Annotated in this window: 23 protein-coding genes; 5 read left to right on the top strand and 18 right to left on the bottom strand. The window is 65.0% G+C overall.

Translation table 11 applies throughout. From position 1 onward, the window contains the following. Positions 1-81 precede the first annotated feature (81 nt). The 5 genes from J2853_RS47120 to J2853_RS47100 form a co-directional block, all read right to left on the bottom strand. The gene (locus tag J2853_RS47120) at positions 82-1,611 is read right to left on the bottom strand and encodes a methyltransferase (RefSeq protein WP_307569368.1); all 1,530 of its coding nucleotides are present in this window, start codon (positions 1,609-1,611) and stop codon (positions 82-84) included. Next, complete coding sequence (locus J2853_RS47115; RefSeq protein WP_307569366.1) at positions 1,608-2,588, bottom strand: ABC transporter substrate-binding protein; 981 nt, start codon at positions 2,586-2,588, stop codon at positions 1,608-1,610. Before J2853_RS47115 ends, J2853_RS47120 begins: the two co-directional genes overlap by 4 nt. Before the next feature lie 917 nt (positions 2,589-3,505). After that, positions 3,506-4,366, bottom strand: coding sequence for an SAM-dependent methyltransferase (locus J2853_RS47110; protein WP_370879567.1), 861 nt, complete (start codon positions 4,364-4,366; stop codon positions 3,506-3,508). Further along, positions 4,353-5,609, bottom strand: a complete 1,257-nt coding sequence (locus J2853_RS47105; protein WP_307569363.1) for a glycosyltransferase — start codon at positions 5,607-5,609, stop codon at positions 4,353-4,355. Before J2853_RS47105 ends, J2853_RS47110 begins: the two co-directional genes overlap by 14 nt. A 29-nt stretch (positions 5,610-5,638) precedes the next feature. After that, positions 5,639-6,295 (bottom strand): SAM-dependent methyltransferase, encoded by a 657-nt coding sequence (locus J2853_RS47100; RefSeq protein WP_307569362.1) that lies wholly within the window; start codon positions 6,293-6,295, stop codon positions 5,639-5,641. Positions 6,296-6,823: 528 nt separating this feature from the next. Between J2853_RS47100 and J2853_RS47095 the strand changes: the two genes are divergently transcribed. Continuing rightward, positions 6,824-8,353 (top strand): NsdA family TPR-like regulatory protein, encoded by a 1,530-nt coding sequence (locus J2853_RS47095; protein WP_307569361.1) that lies wholly within the window; start codon positions 6,824-6,826, stop codon positions 8,351-8,353. Beyond that, positions 8,350-9,210 (top strand): DMT family transporter, encoded by an 861-nt coding sequence (locus J2853_RS47090; RefSeq protein WP_307569359.1) that lies wholly within the window; start codon positions 8,350-8,352, stop codon positions 9,208-9,210. The genes J2853_RS47095 and J2853_RS47090 overlap by 4 nt, the downstream gene beginning before the upstream one ends. A 122-nt stretch (positions 9,211-9,332) precedes the next feature. Here J2853_RS47090 and J2853_RS47085 read toward each other — a convergent pair whose 3' ends face one another. The 4 genes from J2853_RS47085 to J2853_RS47070 form a co-directional block, all read right to left on the bottom strand. Further along, complete coding sequence (locus tag J2853_RS47085) at positions 9,333-10,088, bottom strand: hypothetical protein (RefSeq protein WP_307569357.1); 756 nt, start codon at positions 10,086-10,088, stop codon at positions 9,333-9,335. Positions 10,089-10,324: 236 nt separating this feature from the next. Beyond that, positions 10,325-12,253, bottom strand: a complete 1,929-nt coding sequence (locus J2853_RS47080; RefSeq protein ID WP_307569355.1) for a coiled-coil domain-containing protein — start codon at positions 12,251-12,253, stop codon at positions 10,325-10,327. 28 nt (positions 12,254-12,281) lie between these two features. Beyond that, a complete protein-coding gene (locus J2853_RS47075; RefSeq protein WP_307569353.1) occupies positions 12,282-13,742 on the bottom strand; it encodes a relaxase/mobilization nuclease domain-containing protein in 1,461 nt (486 codons plus the stop codon). Then, complete coding sequence (locus J2853_RS47070; protein ID WP_307569351.1) at positions 13,739-14,179, bottom strand: plasmid mobilization protein; 441 nt, start codon at positions 14,177-14,179, stop codon at positions 13,739-13,741. Before J2853_RS47070 ends, J2853_RS47075 begins: the two co-directional genes overlap by 4 nt. A gap of 754 nt (positions 14,180-14,933) precedes the next feature. On the opposite strand from J2853_RS47070, the gene J2853_RS47065 reads away from it, so the two are divergent. Next, complete coding sequence (locus J2853_RS47065) at positions 14,934-15,449, top strand: VUT family protein (RefSeq protein ID WP_307569350.1); 516 nt, start codon at positions 14,934-14,936, stop codon at positions 15,447-15,449. 429 nt (positions 15,450-15,878) lie between these two features. Here the strand turns inward: J2853_RS47065 and J2853_RS47060 are convergent, their stop codons facing one another. Then, positions 15,879-17,123 (bottom strand): IS3 family transposase, encoded by a 1,245-nt coding sequence (locus J2853_RS47060; protein ID WP_307569593.1) that lies wholly within the window; start codon positions 17,121-17,123, stop codon positions 15,879-15,881. 349 nt (positions 17,124-17,472) lie between these two features. Here J2853_RS47060 and J2853_RS47055 point away from each other — a divergent pair, with 349 nt between their 5' ends. Together J2853_RS47055 and J2853_RS47050 are read left to right on the top strand one after the other, a co-directional pair. Then, complete coding sequence (locus tag J2853_RS47055; RefSeq protein WP_307569348.1) at positions 17,473-17,634, top strand: hypothetical protein; 162 nt, start codon at positions 17,473-17,475, stop codon at positions 17,632-17,634. A 2-nt stretch (positions 17,635-17,636) separates the two neighbouring features. Continuing rightward, complete coding sequence (locus J2853_RS47050) at positions 17,637-18,161, top strand: XF1762 family protein (RefSeq protein WP_307569346.1); 525 nt, start codon at positions 17,637-17,639, stop codon at positions 18,159-18,161. A gap of 360 nt (positions 18,162-18,521) precedes the next feature. Here the strand turns inward: J2853_RS47050 and J2853_RS47045 are convergent, their stop codons facing one another. From J2853_RS47045 to J2853_RS47010, 8 genes are all read right to left on the bottom strand, one after another. Continuing rightward, the gene (locus J2853_RS47045) at positions 18,522-18,950 is read right to left on the bottom strand and encodes a DUF6205 family protein (protein WP_307569345.1); all 429 of its coding nucleotides are present in this window, start codon (positions 18,948-18,950) and stop codon (positions 18,522-18,524) included. A 118-nt stretch (positions 18,951-19,068) separates the two neighbouring features. After that, positions 19,069-19,353, bottom strand: a complete 285-nt coding sequence (locus tag J2853_RS47040; protein ID WP_307569344.1) for a hypothetical protein — start codon at positions 19,351-19,353, stop codon at positions 19,069-19,071. A 454-nt stretch (positions 19,354-19,807) separates the two neighbouring features. Beyond that, positions 19,808-20,269, bottom strand: coding sequence for a hypothetical protein (locus J2853_RS47035; protein ID WP_307569343.1), 462 nt, complete (start codon positions 20,267-20,269; stop codon positions 19,808-19,810). 982 nt (positions 20,270-21,251) lie between these two features. Further along, positions 21,252-21,854 (bottom strand): hypothetical protein, encoded by a 603-nt coding sequence (locus tag J2853_RS47030; RefSeq protein WP_307569342.1) that lies wholly within the window; start codon positions 21,852-21,854, stop codon positions 21,252-21,254. Between the two features lie 328 nt (positions 21,855-22,182). Further along, positions 22,183-22,689 carry a single-stranded DNA-binding protein gene (locus tag J2853_RS47025; protein ID WP_307569340.1) on the bottom strand — a complete coding sequence of 169 codons (507 nt, stop codon included), beginning with the start codon at positions 22,687-22,689 and terminating at the stop codon, positions 22,183-22,185. Between the two features lie 311 nt (positions 22,690-23,000). Continuing rightward, positions 23,001-23,867 (bottom strand): hypothetical protein, encoded by an 867-nt coding sequence (locus J2853_RS47020; protein WP_307569339.1) that lies wholly within the window; start codon positions 23,865-23,867, stop codon positions 23,001-23,003. Positions 23,868-23,869: 2 nt separating this feature from the next. Beyond that, positions 23,870-24,175, bottom strand: a complete 306-nt coding sequence (locus J2853_RS47015) for a hypothetical protein (RefSeq protein WP_307569337.1) — start codon at positions 24,173-24,175, stop codon at positions 23,870-23,872. A gap of 507 nt (positions 24,176-24,682) precedes the next feature. Then, the gene (locus J2853_RS47010) at positions 24,683-25,525 is read right to left on the bottom strand and encodes a phosphoadenosine phosphosulfate reductase domain-containing protein (RefSeq protein ID WP_307569336.1); all 843 of its coding nucleotides are present in this window, start codon (positions 25,523-25,525) and stop codon (positions 24,683-24,685) included. Between the last annotated feature and the right edge of the window lie 131 nt (positions 25,526-25,656).

The raw sequence follows: 25,656 nt of genomic DNA, 5'->3' as shown, positions 1-25,656 counted from the left end.
CCCCAGAATCGGGGTCTCGGATGCCGCGCCGGTTCTACCGGTCGGCCTGAGCGGGACGAGCCCGTCCGGCCGCCGGGACCATCACGAAAGAGTGGGGCGAGCGACCACCAGCGAGAGTCCATGGGGCAGGCTGGAGGTAGCGGCCACCGCGAAGCCCGCCTTGTGCAATAGGGCGACGTACTCGGTGATGGTGCGCTCATGGCCGCCGGGAAACAGCGACATCATCCGCAGGAGCAGCCCGAGACCGACGTGAGGTTGTGGCCCGTCAGGCAGCAACACATCCACGCATAACAGCTGAGCTGACCCGTCGGTCATCGCGGCCCGAATCAGTTGCAGGAGGTGCAACGCAGCCGCATCGCCTAGATTATGCAGAACACTGCCGAGCACGTAGGTGTGCCCGCCCTGGGGGATCGCGGCGAAGAAGTCGCCGCCGCTCATCTCGCACCGGTCAGCGACGTTGTGGTCAGCCAGGTAGGTGCGAGCCTGAGCGATGACCACGGGGCGATCCAGCAGGACGCCCCGGCAGGTGGGCAGCGCCGTCAGCAGCGCCGCGAGGAGAGTGCCACGACCGCCGCCGACGTCGACGAAGGTGGCGCCGTCGGGCACCGCCGCTGTGGCTGCCCATTCACCGAGCGCGTAGGCGACCGGGGCCGAGCGGCGGGACATGAACAGGTCGAACAGGTTCTGAGCGTCCGGATCCTGCCGGAGGACGTCGTAGGCCGAGGTGTGCGGGGGCGGAAGGAAGGGCTGGCCGCGCTGCACGACATGGGTCAGATTCCAGATCGCATCCCACCACACCGGATGGGCGTTCATCAAGATCGCCGGTCGCATGGAGTCGGGTCGGCCGTAGCGCAGGGTGTGGCCGGCTTCGGTGAGCTGGTATCGGTCTTCCGGCAATTCGGTCAAGATGCCTATACCGATCAGCGCCTTGGCGATCGCCGCGACGGGGCCGGGCTCGGCGCCGACGCGTTCGGCGAGTTCGGTGACGCTCAGCGCGCCATCGCTCAGATGATCGGCCCAGCGCTGTTCTGCGGCGACCAGGAGCGCACCGAAGTCGCCGAATGCGCGGATCATGCTCAGGATGGTCTGACCCGCATGCGGCATCTGAGGCTCCCATTGCCCCGACTCGGCCTCCTCGCCCGGCGCCGTATTCCGGAAGGTTCTCGGGGAGTAGAAGTCAGGCAACGGCAATGTGCCCGAGGTGACCAGCTCGGGCAGCATCTGCAGCATTTGCCGATAGTCCGGATGGCCGCAGGTCCATACCGCAGACCGCAGCGAGTCGTCACGGCTGTTGATCAGCCGCTCCCCCGCCGGGCACAGATACCAGGCACCGGTCTCGGCCTCAGCGGCGACGAGCCCCTGCGGAGCCAGAGCCGCCAGCAGCCGGCCCAGGGCGTCGGGATCGACTCGGCAGTCCTTCGCCAGGGCCTTGGTGCTCCGACGTCTTTCGTTCGCCAGGCAGTCGGCGACGCCGATCTCGACGAAGGCCAGCAGCCCGCACGCCGTCCAGAAACGGGTGATGAGGTTCTGGATCGCATCTCGCGGGTGAGCAGATACTCGAGATGGGAGCACGGATTCCCCGCGTTTGCGGGAGGGCAGGATGGTGCTCACGAGGTGACGCCTCCCTGCAGGAGCGGTTCGTCGCTGGTCGCCGGTGAGGGGGACATGGTCGGCTGGAGCAGCAGCGGGGCCACATCCACCAATTCCTCGGTGTAGCCGTACTTCTGCAAGGCGTCGGCGACTCGCTTCAGCCGGGTGAGGTCCAAGCTGATCGGGTAGACGCCCAATATGATCAACGCCGCCTCCGTAGAGGTGATCTTGGGGATGTACGTCGGGAGGATCTTCGTGACCGCCCCGCGGTTGCCTGCGGCGATCTGCTGACCGTCGGCGATGGCTCGCTGGAACGCAGCCACCGTGTTGGGATTTTTCGCCGCGTACTGTGCCGTCGCCCCGTAGCCGGCGATCGGAAAGTCCGCGGCGGGTCCGGCCATCACATCGGCGACACTGTGGGCACCCTTGTTTACCGCCACCCTGATGAAGGGTTCGGTCATCCAGGCGACGTCGACGGTACCGGCGAGCAGCGCCTTCAGCATGTCCGGTAGCGGGATTTCGACCATCTTGTCGTCGTCGGCGGTTACCCCGGCGGCATCGAACGTCATTTCTATGCTGAGCGTCCCAATGCTCTTCTTGGTGGCCACGGAGATGGTCTTGCCAGGCAAGTCCTGGAGGGTCTGCAGCTTTGGGTTCAGCGACATCAGCCGGAAAGCGCCGGGCCCGGCTTGATAAGCGTCTGCGACGAATCGCACGTCGTGGACCTTTTTTGCCTGCGCCATGAAGGCGGTGGAGTAGTTGAGCAGCGAGAGATCCATCTGCCCGTTTTCAAGCAGGGGAAGGGCGAAGCTGGCCCCCTGAATGGTCCGTGTTTTCACCGTCAGGCCCTCGCGGGCGAAGAACCCGCAGTCCTGGGCGATCATCAATGCGGCCACGTCCGGGATCGGCATGGAGCCGACGACGATGGCGGACTTCTCCGGGCGATTCGTGCGCACGGCATCGGCGGTCGGCGTGTGCTGGGTGCACAGACTGCCCAACGTCGTACCGGGCGGGGTAGGTACAGGTTCGGCGGAGGTACACGCCGTTACCACAAAAAGCAATGGAACAGTTACAGATAGTAATCGACGCATGGAATGCTCCAATAGCGGGTTTAGGGGTGTGTTTTCGCCGCAGTCAGCTGAGTGATCTGCTGCTACGAGAAGGCGAACCTGAACTCGGCAGCGCTGTACTTCTGCTGCACGCGTTATGGGGAAGGAAGGTCGGCGGCATCGGTTATCGGCACATCACTGCGCCGCTCGGCCGATGCCGCCGTCCTCGCACGGTCCCGCGCCCCCCTAGCGATGCAGGGAGTGACCGTACGAGCTCGGAGGTGGCTGTCCCGCTCATGGTCGGCGGGCCGCCGGAGCGATCAGAGAATCAGCACGCCGGCTCCTTTCAGATGGTGGGTGTTCGGGGGAACCGGCGGAGGTTCAGCTGGTGACATAACCGGTTCTTTTCGGTTGTAGGTAGGGGCGGACAAGGGCAGGGGCCCCGAGCTCGAAGGAGTCATCGGGAGCCGCCGGTCGCGGGCGTGTGGGTGCCGCGGTGGGAAGGAGAACAGTTCCGGCGCGCTTCCTCGCCACCTCGGTGCGTGAGAAGGTGGCTGTCGTAAACCGCTCAATCAGATACTCGATTTCAGCCTGATCCAGGGCGTCGTTGAGCGCTCCGATGGTGGCTCGCTCAACCGGGGGCAACCCGGATGCGGAACAGTCGAACGCGATGAAATGCCGCTCCCAGGGCAACCACATGATCATCCAGGGGTATCGCTCAGCCTGGGCCTGTAGCGCAGCGGCGGCCTGCGCGGTATCGCGCGGCGGTCGCACCATGTCGTTACCGCCGTCGGCACGCACTCGCGACAAGCGCACTTCACCGGGAGCGTCCTGCCACGCAGCGGCGGGAGTCGCAAAGGATGTCCTCATGGGCGCACCCTGGAGCGCAGTACCTTGCCGACGGCGCCCAGAATCCCGGGCGCGACCAGGTCGATCCCCACTTTTTCGACGGGACGCCACGCCTGCACCGGGACGACGCCCGGCTCCAGAACCTCCATATCCCCGGCGAAGTAGCCGGCGATCTGCGTCAGGCTGCGCCCAGTAAGGGAGGCGGTGGTCGTGTCGTAGATCCTCGCACCGGCTCGGATGGTCTCCGCGAGGTGGTTCCCGGGGTAGATGTGGGAGATCACGAGATGGCTGCCGGGAACCAGGCGTTCGCGCAGGCTCGCAACGATCCGGTTGGCTTCCTCGTCATCTTGTACGAAGTGCAGGACCGCGAGAAGCAGAGTCGCGACGGGCCGGTCGAAGTCGAGGTGTGCTTGCACATCGGGGTGGTCGAGGATCGCCTGGGGGGCGTGTACGTCACCCTCGACAACAAGGGTGTTCGGGTTGTCGGCCAGCAGCGCACGGGCATGGGTGAGTACGACGGGGTCGTTGTCGACGTAGACGATCCGGGAGTCGGGGTGCTCGGCGAGGGCGACCTGGTGCACGTTCTCCTGCGTGGGCAGGCCGGCGCCGATATCGACGAACTGCCGGATCCCCTGGGCGGCGAGGTATCGCACGGTGCGGCCGAGGAAGGCACGGTTGGCGCGCGCCTTCTCAGGTGCGTCGGGCGCTAGATCGATGATTTTCTGCGCGGCTGCGCGGTCGGCGGCGAAGTTGTCCTTTCCCCCGAGGTAGTAGTCATACATTCGGGCGACGTTGGGCGTTCTGGTATCCAGCACTGGTGGAACCGGTTGACGGGTGGAGAGCGCCGGGGACGTTTCGCGAGAGTCACCGCGGGTCATGTGGTGCTCCTTCACTACCTACGAAAGCTGAGGGGTAAAGGGCCGCGCTGGACCTGCGGGCTTCGACGCTGCCGCGGGACACCGATGTGGTTATCGGCCACTGCCATGCAGATGAGGTTGGGCCCCAGCGAAGTGGGCTGCTCTGAGCGGCAGCCAGTAACGCTGTCGCCGCTCCCACCGGGGCATGGCGGGCGGCATGGGTGGAAGCCATCGCGGCAGCAGCGTGGTACTCGCTCGGGTCGTCTAAAAGAGCGCTAAGCGCCGCCCATAGAGCGACGAACCTCTGCTGAGGGTCATGGTCGTCGCGATGGTGCGCCGATACGTCGGCATCCGCGGACACCGAGATCACCGGGGTACCGACCACCTGTGCGGTGGCGCCTGCGCGGCAAAAATCCGCAGGTACGCCTGGGAGGGCGATCGTCGCAGCTGCCTCGGCAAGGAAGGCCGGAGCCTGGCCCCAGCGCAGCGGAGGCATCATGAGGATCTGAGGCCGCCGCCGGGTGAGGACCTTGCATGCTGCTTCAGCCCGTCTGCGGCTTGCCGCGTCGGCCCTGGTGCGGGCTTCGATGTCGGGCTCGACAAATGTCACTTCGATCGAGCGGTCGAAATCCTCCGGAACGACTTCCAACACCTTCGCCAGGCCGGCAGCAGGGTCGGCGATGATGCGGATCGGGCCAGCCGTCCGCAGATATTCCCGTCGCGAGTGCGGCACCGGCTGACGCTGGGGCACCAAGGCCAGGGGCAGGGGCATCGTGCACCATGCGGCGGTATCCCAGAGGTGCGCTCTTCCTTGCCCCACCAGATGAGAGCTCGTCACGCAGACGGCGCCCGCACTGGCCAGCGCCCGTTGCCAGCGCGAGGCGCGGTTAGGCGGCATGCGGTGGAGCATCAGGACAGGGCGGATCCCCGCCACGACAGGGTGGAGGTAGCCCAGCCCCCATTCAGGGTCGCTGTAGACCACGATGTCAGCCCCGCGGCGGATAAGGTGCCGACGGACCTCGGCAACCACCCGAGCAGGGTCAGACAGCGAAGCAAGCAGAGACTTCACCGTGGGCGAGTACGGGAGCTGCAGCGACCGCAGCCGGATCACGCCGCGTTCCTCATCGCCGACTTGAGGTGGCCCGGCGGCCACCACCAGGCACCGGTGACCAAGTTGTCGAAGGCCTGCCATCAGCGGATCGAGGATGCGCTCGGCCTCGGAAGGGTGTCTCGAAGCGTAGGCCACCGCGATGAATACGATCATTTTCGATGCCCGGTTCGGGGCCGGGGAGCTCACGCCGCCTCCCGCATCGGGAGGCGTGGGCACAGCAGGGGTGCAACGGCGCAGCCGCGCACCCGCATCTGCGGGATGTTCTCTACGACTTCGCCCAGGTCCGGCTTCGAGGCCGAGACCTGCGCAAGGCGATCGCGCATTCGTCGTGGGGAAGGTGTTGCGGGCCGGTCGAGACTGCTACGCCTCGACCGGCCCGTGCCTCGCGCGCCCACCCCGAGCGGGGTTGCGAGGCAAGGCGTAACGACCAGGCGTCCCGGAGAAACCCGGTCGCTACACCAGTCGGAAAGCTGAATGTCCTGCATGTCGCGCTGATGTTCGGCATCGGCGACATAGCGGGACCCGGGGTGAAGGCGACCTCGGCGAAGGGCGATTCGGGGCATTCTCGATCCGAGGTTCGGGAACTGGCCGATCCCCTCCACTGTCGGATCGCCGGCCGCGGGGCCAAAAAGCGTCAGATTGTCGTGCTCGGCGATGGGGGTGGTGGACTCGGCCTTCAGCAATTTTTCAGCTGTAGCCCGATCGGGGGCTCGGTTGTCCTTCCCTCCCAGCACGCCGTCGTACACCCGGGTGATGCCCGGGACGGTGAGATCGAGGCGGGACGGCAGAGGGCTATTGGTCGGTACGGCGGACGGTTCCGGGGGTACGCCGTTGTTCATGGGGCGCCTCTATTCGAAGGGCGAGGACAGGCCTCGGGTGCTGCCAGATCCTCGAGAGCCGACCCGTTACGGGGGTGTGGGGCCGGTCCAATCACAGAGGGAAGATCCGCCAGCGCGGGGTTGTCAGCAAGCAGGGGAAGCCAGCACGGTGATCCGCGATGCGTAGAGACATCCGCTAGATCAGGTATGCATCGGCGCGGGCCTCAGGCGGCCCAACGGATTTGAGTTTCCGGCGTAACACCGATGGGTTTATGGCGCATGAGGCACCTCCGAATATGTTCACCGAGGTGTCCGAGCAACGTCGCCTGGACACCTCCGCAGTCAGGCGGAACAAGGTTCCTCCATGATCATGGGAAGACATCGGGCGAACAATCTCCAAGTTGGTTACCACATCTTCTGCATCTGACCTGCGAAAATGTCAAACGCACAAGCGTTTGGTTACCTATTTCAATGGTGCTGGTTACCAATGGAGTTGCGAAATACCGCCTACGATCAAGCGACCATCTGTCATCGACGTTGTAGGCGAGGATGACCGCAGACGACCGGCACGAACATGCGCACCGCATGCAGCAGCTCCGCGATCTAGGCATGACGTGGGAGCAGATCGCCGGCGCCTGGCAGATGGATCATCCCGGCGATGGTCCGCGGGTGGCGTTCCGGAGAGTCCACACCTGGACTCAGAGTGAAGTCGCTGATGCCTGGAACGTGCTGGCCTCGGGTGAGCCGACCGTAGCCAGGCCACAGATTTGGCGATTTGAGAAGTGGCCTGACGACGGCGGCCGCCGCCCCAGCATCTATGCCCTGAGCATGCTGGCGCGGCTGTATCAGACCACGGGCCGGCGGTTGCTCACTCCCGATGAATATGCCCGCTACTCCGCCACTGCCCGCGAGCAGATCGACGCCATCGACCACCGCGCCCTCGATGAGTACCAGCCATTACGCAATCCACCGGGTCGGCCGGAAACCACGGGCAGCCAGCGGCCCGGCACGTCCGCGGCCACCCGGAACACAATCGCGGCGGCCACTACGCTGGAAGAAATTCTCGACACTCAGGACGAACTCATGCGGCGGCGCGATCTTTTCGCTCTCACCGGGGGATTGGCGGCCACAGCGCTGATCCCCGAGCTGCCCCTGGCGCCATCATCGCCGTCATTCACTCCCGATCTCTATGACACGTGCGTCCAGCTGACAGCCACCCATCGGCGGCTGGACAACCTGCTCGGACCGTACGCGGTCGTCGGGCAGGTCATGGACCACCACCAACGGCTGACCGCGTGGCTGCGACAGGCAGCCAGCGAAGCCGAACGCCAGCGCATAGCGGCGCTGGCCATCGACTCCGGCGGCCTGGCCTCATGGCTATGCCTTGACTTAGATCATCACGAGCAGGCGCTCTGGCTGGCCCGGCAGTCCCTCACCATCGCCGCTGAAAACAATCATGATGTGAGTCGCCAGGCATATCTCGTAGGGCGGATGAGTCGGATCCTGGCCGAAAGCGAGAACTACGGTGACGCTTTGCAGCTCGCGGATGGAGCCGTCCGTCTCGCCGGAACTCATGCCTCGCCAACCGTGCGCTCGTGGCTCGTTGTGATCCGCGCATACATTCACGCCGGCCTGGGAGATGAGCGTTCCTGCCGCGTGGACCTGGAGACCGCCACCACGTTGCTCGATCATGCTTCAGGTGCGGGCGCACCAGATGACTACATTGCCTTCCACAGCCGCGCGCACCTGCACAAGATGGCAGGCCTGTCTCTCCTCCGGCTGGGGACACGCGCAACCACCGCGATCAGCGACGGACGGCTCGCGATTGATATGGCACACGCGATGTGGTCAGATCGCGCGGTGCGGGCATCTGCCGAGGTGCTGACGGCCCGCGCTTCAGCACGCCTGGCCCAAGGTGAGATCCCCGAGGCGGCGCGACTGACAGGCCAGGCCTACGCCATCGCCAAGACAACCAGATCACCGCGCAACCTGCGACACGTCCAGGATCTGCGCATCCAATTTCGCCCATATCGAGACATCGAGGCGGTACGCGAACTCGCCGATCAATTCGGATTGTGACTCGCCGAGACGCGCTCCTCCTGGTCCTGCTGGGCGCCATTTGGGGATCTATTTATCCGCTGACCGCAGTGGTGCTTCGCGAACTATCGCCGCCGACCATTGTCTTTCTTCGGACCGCACTGTCTGCTCTTGTTCTCGTTCCTCTGGCCGTCCGCGGTGGAGTGCTGAGCGCGGTGCGCGCACGTCCGGGGGCAGTACTGATCGCCGCAGTCCTACAGGTCACCATCCCGCTGATATTGCTGACCGTAGCTCAGCAATATGTCGCTGCCGGACTGACCGGAATCTTGGTGGCCACCCAGCCTGTTTGGGCCGCTGTACTCGCTGCGGCAACGAATCGGTCCATGCCGTTGCGCCTGCTCACTGGCGTCCTGCTCGGGCTGGCCGGCGTGGTGGTGCTGTTCCCCTTCGACCTCGGTAGTTCCAGCACGTGGGGAGCCCTCGCACTGGTGGCAGCAGCCGGTTGCATCGCCGCGGGCTCCGTGTGGACCGAACGGGTACTACCTGAGGTACCTCCCTTGGGTACGGCCGCAGCAACCATGATGGTTAGCACTCTTACAATCGTGCCGTTTGTGAGTTTAACGGCTACGCAGATTCCTAATCTGCTAACAGTCGGGAGCCTGCTGATTTTAAGTGTGGTTGCCACCGCCGGTGCTCTGGTTCTCTTCTATACGTTGATTCACCGCGTTGGAGCTGCGCGCGCGAACCTCGCGGGCTACCTCGACCCAGGATTTGCTGTTGTCTATAGCGCGATCTTTCTCGGTGAATCGATTACCTGGGGAGCAATCATTGGCCTGGTACTAATTTTGATGGGTTCCTACGTCGGCGCCACCGGCCAACCGATGAAGGTGAGGTCGTAACTTGGTGTGCCGCGCCGGGCTGGCCCAGGTAGGCCACCGCACCGCGAGCCCGATAAAAGGGCAATCACTACGGCTTCGGCAGGGTAGCGATCGGGCTCCGGCCGAGGCGCGTGGTTGCTGCCCTACGCGTACTCGATCACGGCCGAGTGCTCGACGGTAAGGGTGGTCAACTCTTTCAGCGGTTGGTCCAACTTCGCCCGCAGCACCTCGAACTCCGGAGCGGTGATCTCCCGAATGATCACGCGTAGTCGGGCGGTAATGATCCGTAGTTGCGGGTAGTCGGCGACCGCCACCTCGGGTGAGCTCGCCGACGTCGTGGTGGAGGAGAGCAGCGCAAGACTTTCCCCTAGCTCGTAAAGGCCGTCGGCGAACTCCTCCTCCTCATCGTCGACGAACTCGGCGTAGGGGGGTAGCTGGTTGGCCACCTCAATGAGGCGCTTGGCGTTCGCGGCGAACCAGACATCGCCACGGTGTTGCGCACGCAACGCTTTCTCGTTGGAGGGTAGACCCGCTTGGACTGCTCGGCCTCGCATCAGCCGGTTGTGCACCGTCGTCTTCCGGCATCCCAGGGGCACGCCCATTTCGGTCAGTTGCAAGCCCACCGTGATGCCTAGCTCCAGGAGCTGGTGCTCGAGCCGATCCAGCGTGCCGAGGACCACCGCGGCCCGCCGGCGGGCCCACTCCAGCAGGGTCAGCGCGTCAAGTACGTCGGCGCGGATCGCTTTCCGTGACGCACGCTGGTGCTTCAGAACGTAGTTGACCAGGTCTAACGGGTCATCCGTTGCCTTCTCCAGGTCGGGGTCATCGACGTGGCGTCGCCGGTCGAGGATCGCGTTGACTGCGCGGCGGCGGGCTTCATCAGAGACGGTGCGGATCATCCGAGGGGGCATGCGTCCATATGATATGGACGCATGCGGCGGTGCGCATCCGGAGCCACTTTGGCTCTGGGCCCTACCACCGAGGTTTTCCTGATGGCCTCCACGCGCTGAACGCCTCGCCGGGGTTGGCCCCGGTGTCCCTATCTGCACGGCTCTCGCCCGCCGGATGCAAGGGCTGGGACTTCCCGGCGCAGCAGATGGTCCGGACATCGTCGGTAGAACGCGTGTTACCGGCTCTACTCCCGTTGCCGCTCGGGGATCGTGCTACGTGGCGGCCGGCGGCTTGCGGTGCTACGTCGTTGTCTTCCTTTGGCCAGGCTCGCGCGTGGACCATCGGGGAAGCCCAGTCGCGCGTTCACCGCGGCGGCGGCGGCCTCTTGGTCGGGGAGTTCACTCAAAGTCGCCGCCGCGGCCTGTTCGTGCAGCTGGGCCGCTACCAGCCGCTGCTGCTCAGCAGCCGAATCGACGTGGGACTGCGTGGCCTGCGTATCGGGTGACGGTGCTTGCGGCTGCGCCGGTGAGGTTTCTGGGACGCTCTCGGTATCGAGAGCGGGATCACCAGATGGTTGGATGTCATCGGGTTGCGTGTGTGCCTGCTCGGCGTCAGGTGCCTGCTGAAGGTCGGCGAAGGTGAAGTTCTGCACGTGCGAAGTGGCGGCGCCGGGGACAAACAAGCTGATGGAGTACTTGTCGCGATAGGGCGGTGAGACATCGCCGAACCAGGCGTTCATCGCCCGGCGAGCGGCATCGACAGGCTGCTCTCCGGGCTCCAGGATCAAGGCTTGGTGCCGGACGATTTGGGAGACGCCGAACACATTGGGACGTTGAATGGTGGCCTCGAATGCCGTGCGGCCGGATGCTTTGGCCTCGGCCAGGCGCGTGGCGATCAGTACCTCCTGCCGGGTGGCTTGGGCGTTGACGACCGCGTCCAGCGCCGTGACCATGTTCTCGCGCATGCGCTCCAGCGTCGCGGCTCGCGTTACCGACTCATCCCATTGCTCGACATGGCCCCAGACGCCGGCGATCTCCTCGGGGTTGGCGGTTTGCCACCAGCCTTCATCCAGCCCCTGGCGCAGCATCGCTGATTGGTAGACCTGATCGGGGTCCTCGCCGCGCAGTTGCGCTTCGGTCGCGTGGATCCGCAGGGCGATGTCGGCGAGTTCCTCGCGCAGGTTCTGAGCGTGCGCGGGATCTGCTGCTGAGGAGCCGGTGGTCGCCGAGTCGGGCTGCGCCTCGCGGGCGAGGATTCCGTAGGCCTCTTTCTCCAGGCGCAGCTGGTGTCGAGCTCTGAGGACCGCGGGGTCGTGCTGGTCGAGTTCGGCGCGCAGCCGGCGGCGCTCGGCCAGCAGCGCGTCACGGACCTCCTCAGGCGGTGCGTCCTGCTCTCCGGTCAGGATCTGCTGTCGGCGACGGGTGATGCGCTCGTGAATCTCCTGAGCCTGTTGCCAGGTGAGCGTCAGTGCCACGGGTGTAATGGTGTTGGCCCCGGAATGGACCTTGATTACTTCATCGCCGGTGAGCTGCGCCTGCGATTGTTGCCCGGCAGAGCGCACACGTGCGTAGGCCTGGAACCGCTCGGCGGCAAACAGCTCCAGCGGGGTGCCTTCCTCGACCATGACTTCGGCCGAGAAGGCCGCTGGATCGGACCGTATGGACATCCCTTCGGCGTCGAAGATCTGGTAGCTGAAGACTCGGCCGGCGGCTGGAGCCAGTTCCTGCTCCAGGGTGGGCTCGGCGCCGGACGCACCGGGAGCGGCCAGCAGCCGGGCGAGTTCTCCGCGCAACGGTGTCATGGGCAATTCGATGCCGTAGCGCTCGGCGATCTCATCGCGCATGTGGTGCAGGACGGCCTGCGCGTACGGCTGGATCTGGGCCCAGCCGGCGGCCTTCTCCCACATCTCGCTGATCTTCTCCGGGTGGCCGTCGACCCTCGACCACCACCGGTCAGTCCACACCGGCCGCATGAGGATCTCATCCGCCCGGAATTGAGCGTCTGTGCGCTGTCGATAGGCCCGCGCGGCGGCATCGCTCTCAGCCTGAGCGCGGCGGGCGGCCTCGGCGCGGCGCTGGGCAATCGCGGTAGCGGTCTCCGTCGCGGAGGAGAACAGGCCGCGCATGGCGTCGCGCAGGGATCCAACGACATCGTCGGTGGGCTGCTCGCTCATATCGAAGTCCTTCTTTCTGACGGTTATGTCAGTGCAGGTCGAGTTCGAAGGCCTCGCGCCGCGCCTGGGCGGGCACGCCGGCCTCGATCGGTAGGCCGATGGTGCGGTGTAATCCTGCGAGGTCCTCTCGAGCGACCGCGGCCAGCAGCTGCGCCTGACGGGCTTGGCCGCGCGCCAGATGCGCGTCATGGATGGCCTCCATCAGACGGGTCAGCTGACGCAGCAACATCACCTGACCGCTGTCTCCACGTCCACGAGGAGTGGCCTGCAGGGCGACGATCGCCACGCCGCGCAGGTCGCGGACCGCGCTGCGGTGAGGGGACCGGCGCGGTGTGGCTGGAGAGGTCTGTGCTGAGCGGGCCAACGCGTTGGCTGCCTTGGCCAACGGCCCGGCGCCGCGGGTCTCCAGGCGGCTGGACCACGCGGCGAGAACGCCGGCAGTCTGCCGGGCCGCGCTGGCCCAAGCATCGAGGTCGTCGACGGGCACCTGCGCCAGTTGGGCGCGCACATGAGTGACGACCTGGGCGGCTTGTTCCCAGGTGTGACCTCCGTAGACGGTGCGTTCCGGCGCTGTCTGAGGACGACTGTTCGGGGTCCGCCAGGCGCTGGCCGCATTGCGCAGGCCGTCGGGGGTGGAATGCCAGCCTTCCCGCAGCCGGGTCAGGGTCAGGTCGGCAGCGAGTTTGCCGCCGCCGTACCAGATGGGAGAGGCGCCGTCGTCGGGCCGTAGCGCGACCGAATAGCCGATCACCGCCTGCCTGCCGCCGGGGGCATAACGCGGGCGAGCGAGCACGCCGGCGCGACGAAGCCGACGCACGAACTCGGCCTCGTCCTGGGCTGCCGTCGCGCACGCTCGGACGCTGCGCGCCAGTCGAAGACGGTCGGGCTCATCGCGGCCTTCACGGCGCGCTCGTTCCATTTCGCCTCGTTTCAATCCAGGCATTCCTGCGCCGGGCCTGCCGTCGACCACCTGCAAGGCATAGCGGCGCTCGAACTCAGCACAGGCCTTGCTCACCTTCACGAAGTCCTTGAAGGTGTTGGCCTTGGTACCGTCCTCGCGCACCAGATTGACCGCCAGGTGGATGTGATCGTTTCCGCCGGTAGACAGACCGTGTCGCACGGCGATCCACCGGCATGGCGCTTTTCCGGTGGAGGTGTCGAATCCAAGACGCCGGATGACCTCGCGGGCGATCTCACCCCATTCCGCATCGGTGAGCTGGCGGTCGTCAGGCGGCAGGCTCAGCGAGCAGTGCCAGACATATCCGCCGGCGATATCACTGCCCAGGGTGCGGCGGGTCCGATCCAATTCGATCTTGGCGGCTTGTAGCTCACCAGGCTGCTGGAAGCGCGGTGCGCCGGCCAGCTCCACGTGCTCGGAGCTGGCGACCAAATGGGGATCGGTGTGCTCGTTCGCTTTGCCCGGGCCGAAGAGGTAGCCGATCAGACCTGGGAGGTCATCGCCGTAGGGCACCCTGATTTTCGCGTTCACTGGCCCTCTCCCATGAACGTCGCGACTGCGGCATCCAGCCGGTTGGCGGCGCGGGCGATTGCCGCCGAGGTCGGGCCGAAGGCGCGGGGTACATTGCCGCTGGCGTTGGCGACCCGGGCCAGTTGGTTGAGGTTGTTACTCAGTGCGGTGACCAGCCGCCGCAAAGCCATCAGCTCGATCACATGGGAGCGCCGCTCCGTCAGGGTCAGCCTGTTGGTCGCCAGCGCGGCTTCCACCAGCAGGCGCTGGACGCTGACTCCAAGATTCATGGCTCGTGCCTCGATCTTCACTTTCTCCGCGGTGGACAACCTCACCTTGACCACATGCGGCCGTCCACCGCGCTGCCGGCGAAGTCGCGCCACCGGCCGGCGGGCCGCCGGACGGCGGGCCGCTGCGCTGGCTGGTTGAGGCGGTATCGCCTGCTCGCCGTGCGTCACGGTGGCCGACTCCTCCCCAGCGAAGCGACCCCGACAGGGGATGACAAACATCAGTTTGGCCGAGTAATCCGACTTGTCGGAAGACTCAATCCGCGATCAGGGCACCTGATCGCCTATCTTGCTCTCCCCGATGCAGGTCAGCGGGTTGGGAAGGTGGAAGCGCGCTGTCCGGTGCGGGTCATCTCTTCAGGTTCCGGACTTACTCTTCAGGGGATCTTGCAACGGTCGGGTTAAGTCTTCAGTGCGGCGGGTCCGGCAGGAGCTCACGGAGGCGCGGGCAGCAGCACCGCTGGAGACCCAGACCCGGCCCTTATGCCCGCCAACGCGTCCGCCTCGCCGAAATTGAAAAGTAAGTCCGGACAAACCAAGCTCGTCACGTTCGGCTTTACTCTTCAACCCCCAGCTCACCACCGCGACCGGTAGAAACCTCCGCACGAACCGGACACGCGCACCCTCATCAGGCCGGGGTGGAAAGACACCCGCGCAAAGCGCGAAACCCGGAGTTGTCCCCGCGCGATGCGCTCCCCGCGACGGCCCCGGCCATGCCGGGCAGCCCTCCCCCTCTGCCTTCCCGATCGCTTCAGCCTGGCAGGCGCACCGGAACGGCAAGGGCCGTTCGTCCTCGCTGCGCTGCGGGCGCTGCGCCCTTGCCTAACCCGGCTATCGCCCGCCCGCCCGGCACTCGCCGGGAAGGGCACACAGAGCAGTTGGCGCCCGAAGCCATCACCCCTTCCCGCGCGGAAGGGAAACGTTCATGATCGTTCGTTTTGCTGTGGTGGCGGCCTACTTAGCCACCATCGTGGCCGCCAATCAGCTGACCGCCCAGTTCGGGCCGCTCCCCATGGGCCTGGGCCTGACCGCCACCGCGGGCACCTATGCCGCGGGCGCGACGCTGCTGATGCGCGACGTAGCGCATGACATCGGCGGTCGCCCGATGGTAGTGCTGGCCATCATCGGCGGCACCATCCTCAGCGCGGTGGTCACCACTCCCCGGCTGGCGCTCACTTCCGGGGTGGCTTTCCTGGTAGCCGAGACCGCCGACATGCTCATCTATGTCCCGCTGCGGCGGCGCGGGTGGGTACGCGCGGTGCTGGTCTCCAATCTGCTCGGCTCGATTGTCGACACGGCGCTGTTCTTGGTCATCGCCGGGTTGCCGGTGCTGGCCGGCGCGCCCGGCCAGCTGCTGGGCAAGTTCTGGGCCAGCGCGGTGGCCGTCGCCGTCGTGCTGATCGTGCGCCTTATGGCGGTGAGCCATGCGGTATCTGGCTAATCCCTCTACCGCCGCGGTGCATGAGGCGATGCGCCAGGGGCTGCTGGAGATGATGGCCTCACCGACGCAAGGCAACACCCTCATCGAGAGAGTGACCTGGGGGGCCGATAACGGCTGCTTCACCGGCACTTATCCCGGGGACGCCGCGTTCGTGGCGTGGCTGACGGCTCGTGCCCATCACGCTCCCCACGCCTTATTCGCAGCGGTACCCGACATCGTCGGGCATGCCGCCCAGACCCTCGTGCGTTCCGCGCCGATGCTCCCGCCAATTCGGGCGGCTGGGTATCCTGCCCTACTCATTGCACAAGACGGGCTCGACGATCTCACGGTGCCGTGGACGACTGTTGATGTCCTGTTCGTGGGAGGTTCGACCCCTTGGAAGCTCGGAAGCGCAGCGGAACTTGTCAAGCTCGGTGAGACACGGTCGTTTCAATCGATCTGTGTCATTTTCTCCCGTTTGGCCGGGTCGTTGATCCACGCCTTGGTGGGGATCCGGGGTGGGATCGGCTTCGTGTGAAACCTGTCCGGTGTGGCTGCGTAGGCCGCCTCCAGAGTGACGACGCGCTGGGCGCGGATCTGTTCGGCGGTGCCGAAGTGGACCGAGGCCGGGGTGTGCAGCCCGATCCCCGAATGGCGGTGTTCGTGGTTGTAGTGGGTGAAGAACGCCTCGCAGAACGCGCGGGCATCAGCCAGAGCGCCGAACCGCTCGGGAAAGGCCGGGCAGTACTTCAGCGTCTTGAACGCCGCCTCGCTGTAGGGGTTGTCGTTGGACACCTTGGGACGCGAATGCGAGCGGGTGATCTGTAGGTCGGCCAGCAACGCGGCGACGTCGGTGGAGGTCATCGAGGGGCCCCGGTCGGCGTGCACTACGCGGGGCCTGCCGCCGTTGCGCGCCACGGCGGCAGCGATGAAGTCGGTGGCCAACTCGGCGCTTTCGCGGTGTTCGACCCGCCAGCCGACCACGTAGCGCGAATAGATGTCGAGCATCACATACAGGTCGTAGGTGATACCTGACCTGGGGCCCTTCAGCTTGGTGATGTCCCAGGTGAACACCTGCGAAGGGCCGTCAGCGACCAGCTCGGGAATCGTCTTGGCCGGATGGCGTGCCTGAGCGCGGCGCTCGCGCACGCCGTCCTCGGCGCGCAGCAGCCGATACATCGTGGAAATGCTGCACAGATAGCGGCCCTCATCCAGCAGCGTCGCCCATACCTGCGGCGGTGATTTATCGATGAACCGATAGGAGTTGAGCGTCTCCAGCACCGCATGGCGCTCATCACGTGACAGCGCGTTGGGCGGGGCCGGCCGCGGTGCGGCCACCGGGGCGGGCTGGGGATTGCGCCGTCGATACAGTGTCGCGCGCGAGATGCCGGTCAGCCGGCAGGCGTTCGTGGTGTCGAGCGTCTGTTCCAGCTGCTCAAACGCCTCGTTGATCACGCGTCCGGCTTCGTCGGCGGCGTGCTGGGCTCCTCGCTCTCGGACAGCAGTTCCAAGAGCTCGTGTGCTTTTCCCAAGATCGCCAGTGCCTTCTTGGTCCTGGCCAGCTCGGCGGCGAGTTTCTCGTTCTCGCGCCGCAGCTTGTCGGCTTCTTTCTCGGCCGGGCTCTTGGCGTCTTTGCGCACCGGCGGCTTGGGCTTCAGCGCCTGCAAGGCTCCGTGGTCGCGGGCCAGTCGCCAGTCCAGGATGTGCGTGGAATACAGCCCCTCGCGGCGCAGCAGCGCACCCTTGGCGCCCGGTTCGGTCAGCGCGTCGTACTCGGCCACGATCCGCAGTTTGTAGTCCGCGCTGAATCTGCGCCGCTTGGGCCGTTCAGCTCGCGGCCCTTCCGGCTCCGAACTCACACTTCCATCATCACGCACGCCGGCGCCCAGGTCGGCAGCAGTCAAAGTCACGATCGTCAACGGTCCTGTCTCGCCCTACTCGAAGCTCAGAAGGGTACTTCCTTCCGCTGTCTCACCTGAGCCTGCCAAAGAGGGCAGCGCGCCGTCTCGTCCGTGAAGCGCGTGATCGCGGTCTGGGCGTGCACATGGGCCGCGTTAATTCCCACCGCCGGCTGCGCTACGCCGCAGGGATCGGCTGCCAGTCGGCCGACGGAACGCTCATCGCGTTCGGCCCGGATCACCATCTGCCTCGGCTGCTGTCGTGGGTGCGCGAGGTCCGCGGGCAGACACTGCTGTGGGAGGGCTGACAATGGCCCTCCACACCGTGCCAGTTTCTGGCGCCGTAGCCCGGCGTTTCATCCTCGATTGGCATCGCCACCATCGCCCACCACAGGGGTATCTGCTGTGCCTGGGCGTGGCCGACGATAACGACGTGCTGCACGGCGTGGTTGTGGTCGGTCGTCCCGTGGCCCGGCTGCTGCAAGACGGTCTGACGGTAGAGGTGACGCGCTGCTGTACCGATGGCATTCGCAACGCCTGTTCTTACCTCTACGGGTCGGCAGCGCGCACCATGAAGACGCTGGGCTATCGGCGGATTATCACTTACACCCAAGGCGCGGAGACTGGTGCAAGTCTGCGCGGTGCGGGGTGGCGTCGCGTCGCTGATCGAGCTGCTCGGGCGGGCTGGAATGCACCATCACGTCCGCGCGAGGTCAGTGGCAGCGAGTGGACCGACCGGGTGTTGTGGGAGCAGGTTCTTCATCCGGGCGCGCGACTTGCCACGTCACTCTCCCGGCCTTCACCCGTGGAGCCGCATACGCCGCCTCTGTTTTGAGTGGCCTTTTATCCGGTGGTGTGGGATCGTCTTGGGCTGCTGGAAGGCTGCATCAGCGAACCACCCTGCTCCGATGGCTGTTCGGGGCAGGGTGGTGGGCGTGAGATCACGGGAGCTGTTGTTGGCCTGTAGCGTCGCTACGGGGGCGCAGGCTGTGGGCGATGACGCCGGTAGGTGATCGGGCCGGGCGGTGCGTTGAGCATCCTGTTCCGGGCACCGTGAACGGACATGTTTTCTCCGCGGTGACCAGTTCAGCTGCTGGCTTTGTTAGTCATCACGATGAGCCGGGTATCCGGCTCGCCGCCCTGCATCAGCAGGGCGGCGACTACCTCGATGACGCTTGGTTATTGACCGGTGGACTTAGAGCCTTGGCTCTGGTGTGGGCGTTATAGGCATGGGCTCTTGGTCGATGCCGGTCTGTATTGCGCGGCCATTGACGATCACGATCGTCCAGGTGCCGTCTTCCTCTTGCGTCTCGCCCACGGCCTTCAGCTCTCCGGAGAATGTCCGTTCTTCACCATAGGCCTGGAGAATATTCCCGACTTCTAGCATGATGTCGCCGCATTTGCGGCAGTGCAGGCAGGAAGGAACGATGGCATCGGCTACTGTTCGGCCGTCCTGTTCGACGATGCGCAGCCAGACATCAGTGTCGGGGTCGGGGTAGCGCATTTTACTGTCGAGGAACTTGCTGTTGTTTCGCCCCAGCAGAATGCTGCCGGTTGGGATCATTTCGATGGGGATGGGGGGGTCGATAGTGATCGCTCCGCTAAACAGATAGTAGTTATCCATTGGCGGCTCCTAAATCATTCGTTGTTCAGCGCGGTACGGCAGGCGTACATGGGGCTCGCGTTCTACTCCCCGGGCCGGGCGGGCAGTCACAGTCGCCCGCCCGGCAGGTTGGATCAGGTCAGGCGTCGGACTCGGCGGCCTTCAACTGGGCCCGGAATTTCTCGAACTGCTCGTCGCTGAGGTGCGTGGCCATCAGGTTAGTGACCTCGGTGTGGGTCTTGATCACGGCGCGGAGCCGCTTGATCTGGTCCTGGTTGAGATGGTGGATGAACATCCAGGCGACGGACCAGAAGCACGCGGTGGCGGCCGTGAGGTTGTCGGCTAGGAGTTCCTTGAGGCCGACAGAGGCGACGAGGATGGCGGCGACGATCATGAAGATCTGGGCAGCGCGGTTGTACGTCATGGACTTCCTTCTGTTGTCGTGCGGTGGATGCGGCCCTGGGGTGCCACTCCCATTGCCTATAGATAAAACTATAGCATATTTACGGCTCATAAGGTGCTTGTTTTCACAGATCTGCGTCGAATTGGGCCTCACTCATACGACTCGCCGAGATAGTTGCCACTTGGCCACGGTGGCTGTCACCAACCCGGGGCCGAGTTGAGCCGTGGCCCGAATCCATCACAAAAACTGGTGACAACTCCGTTGGATAGAGCGACCCGGTGACAACCATCCTGAGCATTCGGTGACACCTGCTCTGGCTCGCCTGCATCATCGTTGCTGGTCGGCCGATCTACCAGGTGTCAACTATTAAGGAGAGTCACACTGGCGAGAGCTCGTGCGTGCACTCCCGGAGCAGGAGATACCTTCCTCTAAGACCAGCCAGGGGAAGGTATCTCCCGGTATCCGTCATCAGGTGTTAGAACGGCGGCTGGTCGTCATCGATGACCGAGGTAATGGCAGCGAGCGGAATCCGGCGGACTTCCACCTGCCCCTGTATGCGGGGCCAACCTGTCGGACCGTTGATCCCGACGTACTCCTGGAGCCTCAACTCGGCACCAAGGCGCGCCTGCCGCCAAGTGCGGCCGGCGGGATCGCGATAGTCCGGCAGGGTGTCGTCTTCGGCGTTGTAGTCGTAGAGGATGCCACCTTCGACGTCGATTATCTGCTCGATATCGACGTCTCCAATGCCTTTGGTGTAGAGGCGGGTAATGTCCACGATCAGGTCCGTGGCTGTGGGCAGTGCGTGCCACACGATGGCGCTCACGCAATCCAGGAGCGCCGCGGAGTAGACCCCTTTGCGCACGTCGTTGATGGCTCGACGGGCGTTGTCGAGAGCGGAGGCGCTCTGCCTCAGGTGCAAGGTGCGGTCGGTATGCATCTGATTCCTTCTGCCAGCTGGTCCGACAGGATCCGCCCCTATGGCGGATCGAGGCTGCGGGGTGCCTGGCAGGAGCGAGGTCGGCATCGCAAGGACGGGCCCGCAACCCCACCACCCCCGGGAAGCCCGGCAAGACTCTGAGGCCGCCCGCCAACCCCAGCCCACGCTCTGGCGGCGCGTCTCGGCGCGAGTGCAGCCGGTGCGGGCGGGCCCTGTTTTGACGCCCGGGGGTGGTGGGGTTGCGGGCCCGGACGGCGGTGCCAGGCTCGCCCCTGCCGGCATTTCCCAGCGACCCCAACGGCGCCGGCCCTGCTGCCTCGGTGCGCATCTCACGGTGGCAAGTGACCGGCCGAAGCGGCGCGGCAGCCGACCACAACCGCTCTGATCACGTATCAGTCACATCCCCGGGAAAGGATGTCGTCGGAGATGGCGGCGACCCGGTATCTTTCTTACACTTTTGACTAATTGTTTGACTTATAGTCAAATCTGCGGGCTGGTGTGCTGCTGGCTCATTACGAGAGGTGATCGTGTGCCGGATCGTACGATAGAAGAAGCGTCCTCTGACTCTCTCACTCAGGCCCGCGCGATGGTGGAGCAGCGCCTGGCCCCCGTCGCTGACCTCATCGCGTTCCGTGAACGTAGGAAGCCGATCATGGACGAGCTCGCTGAAATCGATCGCCTGTATGCCCTGGCATACCGGCGATCGACCAACGAGGGGTGGACCGCGGACGACCTTGGGAGGCTGGACTGTCCTGCTCCGGAGAAGCGCCCGCCGGGACGTCCGCGGTTGGGGCCTCAGGCGAGGCGCGGGCGGCCATCGACTGTCGGCCCACGCGAGCAACGCCAGAAGCAGAACACGGCATCGAATGACGGCGCACCTGCCGAAGGTCAGCGTGATCCTGCTGGCCCGTGAGGCCTCGACCCTGAGGTGTGCTGGCTGCCCTCGACTCGGCGGTGATGTCCTGCGATTACCGGCCCGCCGCTAGGCCGGGAGTTCCTTGGCCTCGTTGATGTAGCGTCGGCCTGTATCGACAGCCACGTCGAACATCTCAGCGACCTGCTTGGCAGTGGGTTCATCATCGGCCTTACCCACCTTGTCGAGCATCTGCCGCACCTTCCGGACGCGCTCTTGGTGGAGGCGCGTCAGTGCCCGTTCGCGTCGGGGCTGGCTGTCTGGCGTGCCTGGCGGCCGGCCGCCGCCGACACCACGCCCTGGTCGTTGGTAGGTGACCACGACGTCGCGACGCCAGTGGTCCACTCCGCACACGGTTTCGGTGCGTTCAGGTGCGCGTTTTTGAGCTACGTATCTGTTCCAGTTCTCAACGGCGATTTCCCACAGCTGTGCGGCCTCGGCCGCCTCCAACAGGTCGTCGTCGCAATCGGTGTCCGGTAGCGGCGGGATCGGATCGTTCGCGGCATGCGCTTGAGCCTGTTCCCTATCCCACAACCGCTTACGCGCTGCGCTGACCGGTGCCGGCAGCGTCGCGTCGTCGAACAGCTGGTGGCGTTTGGCGGTGGCGAGGCTGACGCCGTGCAGCCTCGCCAACCCCTCAGCATCAACCACGGTACGGCCTGCGCGGATCATGGTCGTTTCCTCTTGTCATGTCACGTTGATCAGCGGGGTGCTAGGCGCAGGATACGGGCTCCGGCCGCTGGCGTGAGGCGTCCGAGGCGATGCCAAGCCGAGTGAGCGGCCCTTCGAAAACTTCTGAGCAGCGAAGCGCCCGGTGGGCGTGTGCGCCTTCAAGGCCTTACCCTAGAGGCGCGTCTCATGCACTGGTCTCCTGGAGCTTTAGAGCTCATTGGACCTTCTCGTGATGATGCGGTGGAAAGTAAAGGGGCCGACGGGGTGCCACCCACTCGCGAGAGGGGATTCCCGTCGGCCTTCCTCATTTCAGCTATCGCCGCGATGGTTAAAACGGCGGCTCGTCGCCGGAATGCGCATCGAAGGCGCTACCACGGCCGAAGGCGCCACCTTGCGGTGCGGCAGGCGCCGAGGAGGCCCACGGGTCGTTGGAGGGGCCGCCGCCGAAGCCACCGCCACCGCCCTGACGGGCAGTTTTGTTGACCTTGGCGGTCGCGTTCTTCAGGGAGGGGCCGACCTCGTCGACCTCGACCTCGTAAACCGTGCGCTTCTCGCCTTCCTTGGTGTCGTAAGACCGCTGGCGCAATCTGCCCTGAACTATGACACGCATGCCGCGCTGGAGGCTCTCGGCAGCATTTTCCGCTGCCTCCCGCCAAACGTTGCAGGTCAGGAACAGGCCTTCGCCGTCCTTCCACTCGTTGGTCGTCTTGTCGAGAAACCTCGGAGTGGATGCGATGCGAAACCGTGCCACTGCTTGCCCCGAGGGGATGAAGCGCAGCTCCGGATCGTTGACGAGGTTGCCGACAATGGTGATCGTGGTTTCGCCTACGGCCATGATGGCCTCCCTTTATTGAGAGATGCTCAGGTGAGAGCGGGTCAGGTCCGATACCTGATCCGCGCATGTGGTGGATGTCGGGTTGGAGTGCCACTCCCCAGTCCGATATGTAAAACTATAGCGTAATTAAAGCTCAAGTGGGAAGTTTCCTCAGCGAGCTCACCTGCTCGCCGGCGAAGAGCGACGGTGGTCCCGGAGCAATCACATCGAGTGAATGGGAGATGTGATGGATATCGGGTTCGGGCGCCACCGTCGTAGTTGAGGAACACGAGAGCCCGTCCCAGCCCGGGCGGGCTCTCGGCGTTGTACGGCTACCGCCGCCACACGTTGACGCGCTCGGTGACAATGAGCGGGGCCCCATCCGGACCCTTGATGTAGTTCGGGATCCATATCTGCCGACGCAGTGACCAGCCGGGCCCGTACGCCTGGTTGTGCCAGTGCCCGCCCACGACCCACCGCCTGTTGTAGGTGCGACTGGCAGGCTCGTCTCGTTCGGTGATGTTGGGAACGTAGAGACGGCGCAGGTCTATGAGCGTCACCTCTGGCACGGGGAGGTTTGCCCGTCCGTAGGAGCGACGCACGCTGCGGTCGATTTCGACGCTCGACCGGTCGACCATCTTCGGCTGCTTCATCAGCAGCCATGCGGATGCGAGCGTCGTGAGCGCGGTCCGGGCACCGTCGTCGATCGCCTCCGCTGGGTACGGGTCGGCGGTGATGGGGGCGACGAACTCCCCTACGGGGAGCAGCGGCGGGAGAATGCCAGGCACGTAGGTGCCGCCCAGGGCCGTCACCGCTTCCCGCATGCGGTTGAGGCTCAGCCACATCATGCAGCTGAGTCCGTCAGGGTGCGGGCCCCAAGAGATGGCATCCACGGGCGTGTAGACCCCGCGGTAGGGGACTTGGCCGATGCCGCCGTCCCACACGATGAGCCCAGATGCTGACGGCCGGTCGGCGGTGGCCCATCGCACCTCGGGCAGGTCGGCGGCTGCGGCGATGGCGAGAGCCGACATGTTGGGTGTGGCCCATGACAGTCCAGATGCGCCGAGGTTCTGGGCGACTCGTTTGTTCCTGGCGACCAGTTCCGGAGTGTCCTGGCTGAAGAGGCGGTCAGAACCGGTGAGCGCGGTGCGCACACGGTCGCGGATGCGTGGCATGCGACGGGGGGACCATGCGGACACCTTTACTCCTGTGCGGTGAGCGATTCGGCGACGCGCATCAGCCGGGCGAGGTCGGCCATTTCGTCAGGGCTGGTTGTTCTGGCACTGATCCGGCCCATCAGGTATGACGCGCTCGCAGGAGCGGCCACACCGACAGGCAGGTGATCCTGCCGGCCAATAGTCGCTGTCGGTGCACCAGAACGGGCTGCCTTGATCGTCGCTCTCCGTACGCAGCCAACGCCGCTGACCCTCAGACGCTCCGTCAGCGCATCGGCCGCCTTGTGCCAATGAGGCGTCACAGTCCCGCCTGCGGGCTGGAAATTCGTCATGGGTTTCCTTCCGTCTCGTGCGGTGGATGCGGAGCTGGGGTGCCACTCCCTATATCCGATAGATAAAACTATAGCATATTAATAGCTCATTCGGAGATTGTTCTCACGGCTTCATCCGCTCACCCGGCGAGGAACAGGTGAGCCCCTGAGTGATCACAGGTTTTCGTCGATCCCCTCGGCCATCTGCCTCGGACATGCCGTCCCAGGTGGTCTGGGGCAGTTCGAACGCCCCGTTGGTGTAATCCACGTCCTCAAACAACTGGGCCTAGGAGTGATCTGCCCTGACGGGGATCTTCACCATGTCGCCCATCGATGTTCCGTTTGTTCAATTCGTAAGTAGGGATGACTGATCAGGGCCAGCACTAGCCTGCGCCTAGGACCAGACAAAAGAGCAGCTGATTCTGGCCTCGGCCATAACGGGTGCGGCGACCAAGACAGGTCTTGGTCGCCGCACCCGTTACCTGAGCACCACGCCCGGCGATCGCGCCGTCTCAGCGAGCGGCCTCTTCATCCTGCCCACCCCTCGACAACCTTGACCCGGGGGCGCTGCCGGGCCTCCTCGATGATTTGTGCCATGGATAGATTCGCGCGGAAGCGATGGCCGATCCGCCTCTCGACGGCCGCATACCGCTCGGCCAATTCCGGATTGAGCTGAGCGGCCAAGACGAGCGCCGATTTTGAGGAAAGCACACAAAATACGCAACTCAGGCGGGGCATGCCGGCGAGGTACGCGGGATGAATCCGGGTTCCGGCCTGGGCAATTCGCTCCCAGACCTCCTCGGTGGTCCACCGGTGCAAGATCAACCATTCCAGGACGTAGCGGGTTCCACTCGAATTGCGCTCATCGTCGCGTAGCGGATCACGGTGCGCGCGTGCCGGGGATTCCTGGGCCCGCATGCCCATCACGTGCAGCACTCGCACCCGATAGTCGCGTCCTCGCTCCGCGCGAGTCTGGTTGACCAACCAGGTGATAAAACGTCCGATTGGTCCCCTTTTATGATCACTTGTGCAATATCGCCGTGCTGCGTCCGGCCACATGCCTCGTTCCTCGACCTGCTCTAGCAGCGACTGCGACTCCCCCTCCACCGTGCGGCTGACCAGATAGAAGGGGATGCCGTAGTGGGCAGCGTGCTCCGCTGCAAGGGCGGCTACACCTTCCCATTCCATCTCGCCGAGGTCGGCGTGAACGGCGACCAGGCGGTGCCGGACCCCGGCGCGATCGGCCAACTCGACGATGAGGTCGAGTAGGGCTTGGCTGTCTTTGCCACCAGAGATCGACGCCACGATCCAGTCGAAGGACCAAAGATCGGGCTCGGGAGATGCGGGCAGCTCGAACAGAGTGGATTGCACGTCGGTGCCTTCCGCGGGGGTGTGATGGGGGGTCGGGCGCCGGGGATACCACCCCACGACTCCCTATATATAAAACTATAGCGCATTTAAGGCTCAATTGGGAGTGTTTTCGCAGGTCACAGCGAAATTGG

Source organism: Streptosporangium lutulentum (assembly GCF_030811455.1).
GTDB classification, from domain to species: Bacteria; Actinomycetota; Actinomycetes; order Streptosporangiales; family Streptosporangiaceae; genus Streptosporangium; species Streptosporangium lutulentum.
The sequence above is the reverse complement of the archived record's forward strand: the minus strand, read 5'-3'. Positions and strand labels throughout refer to the sequence as shown.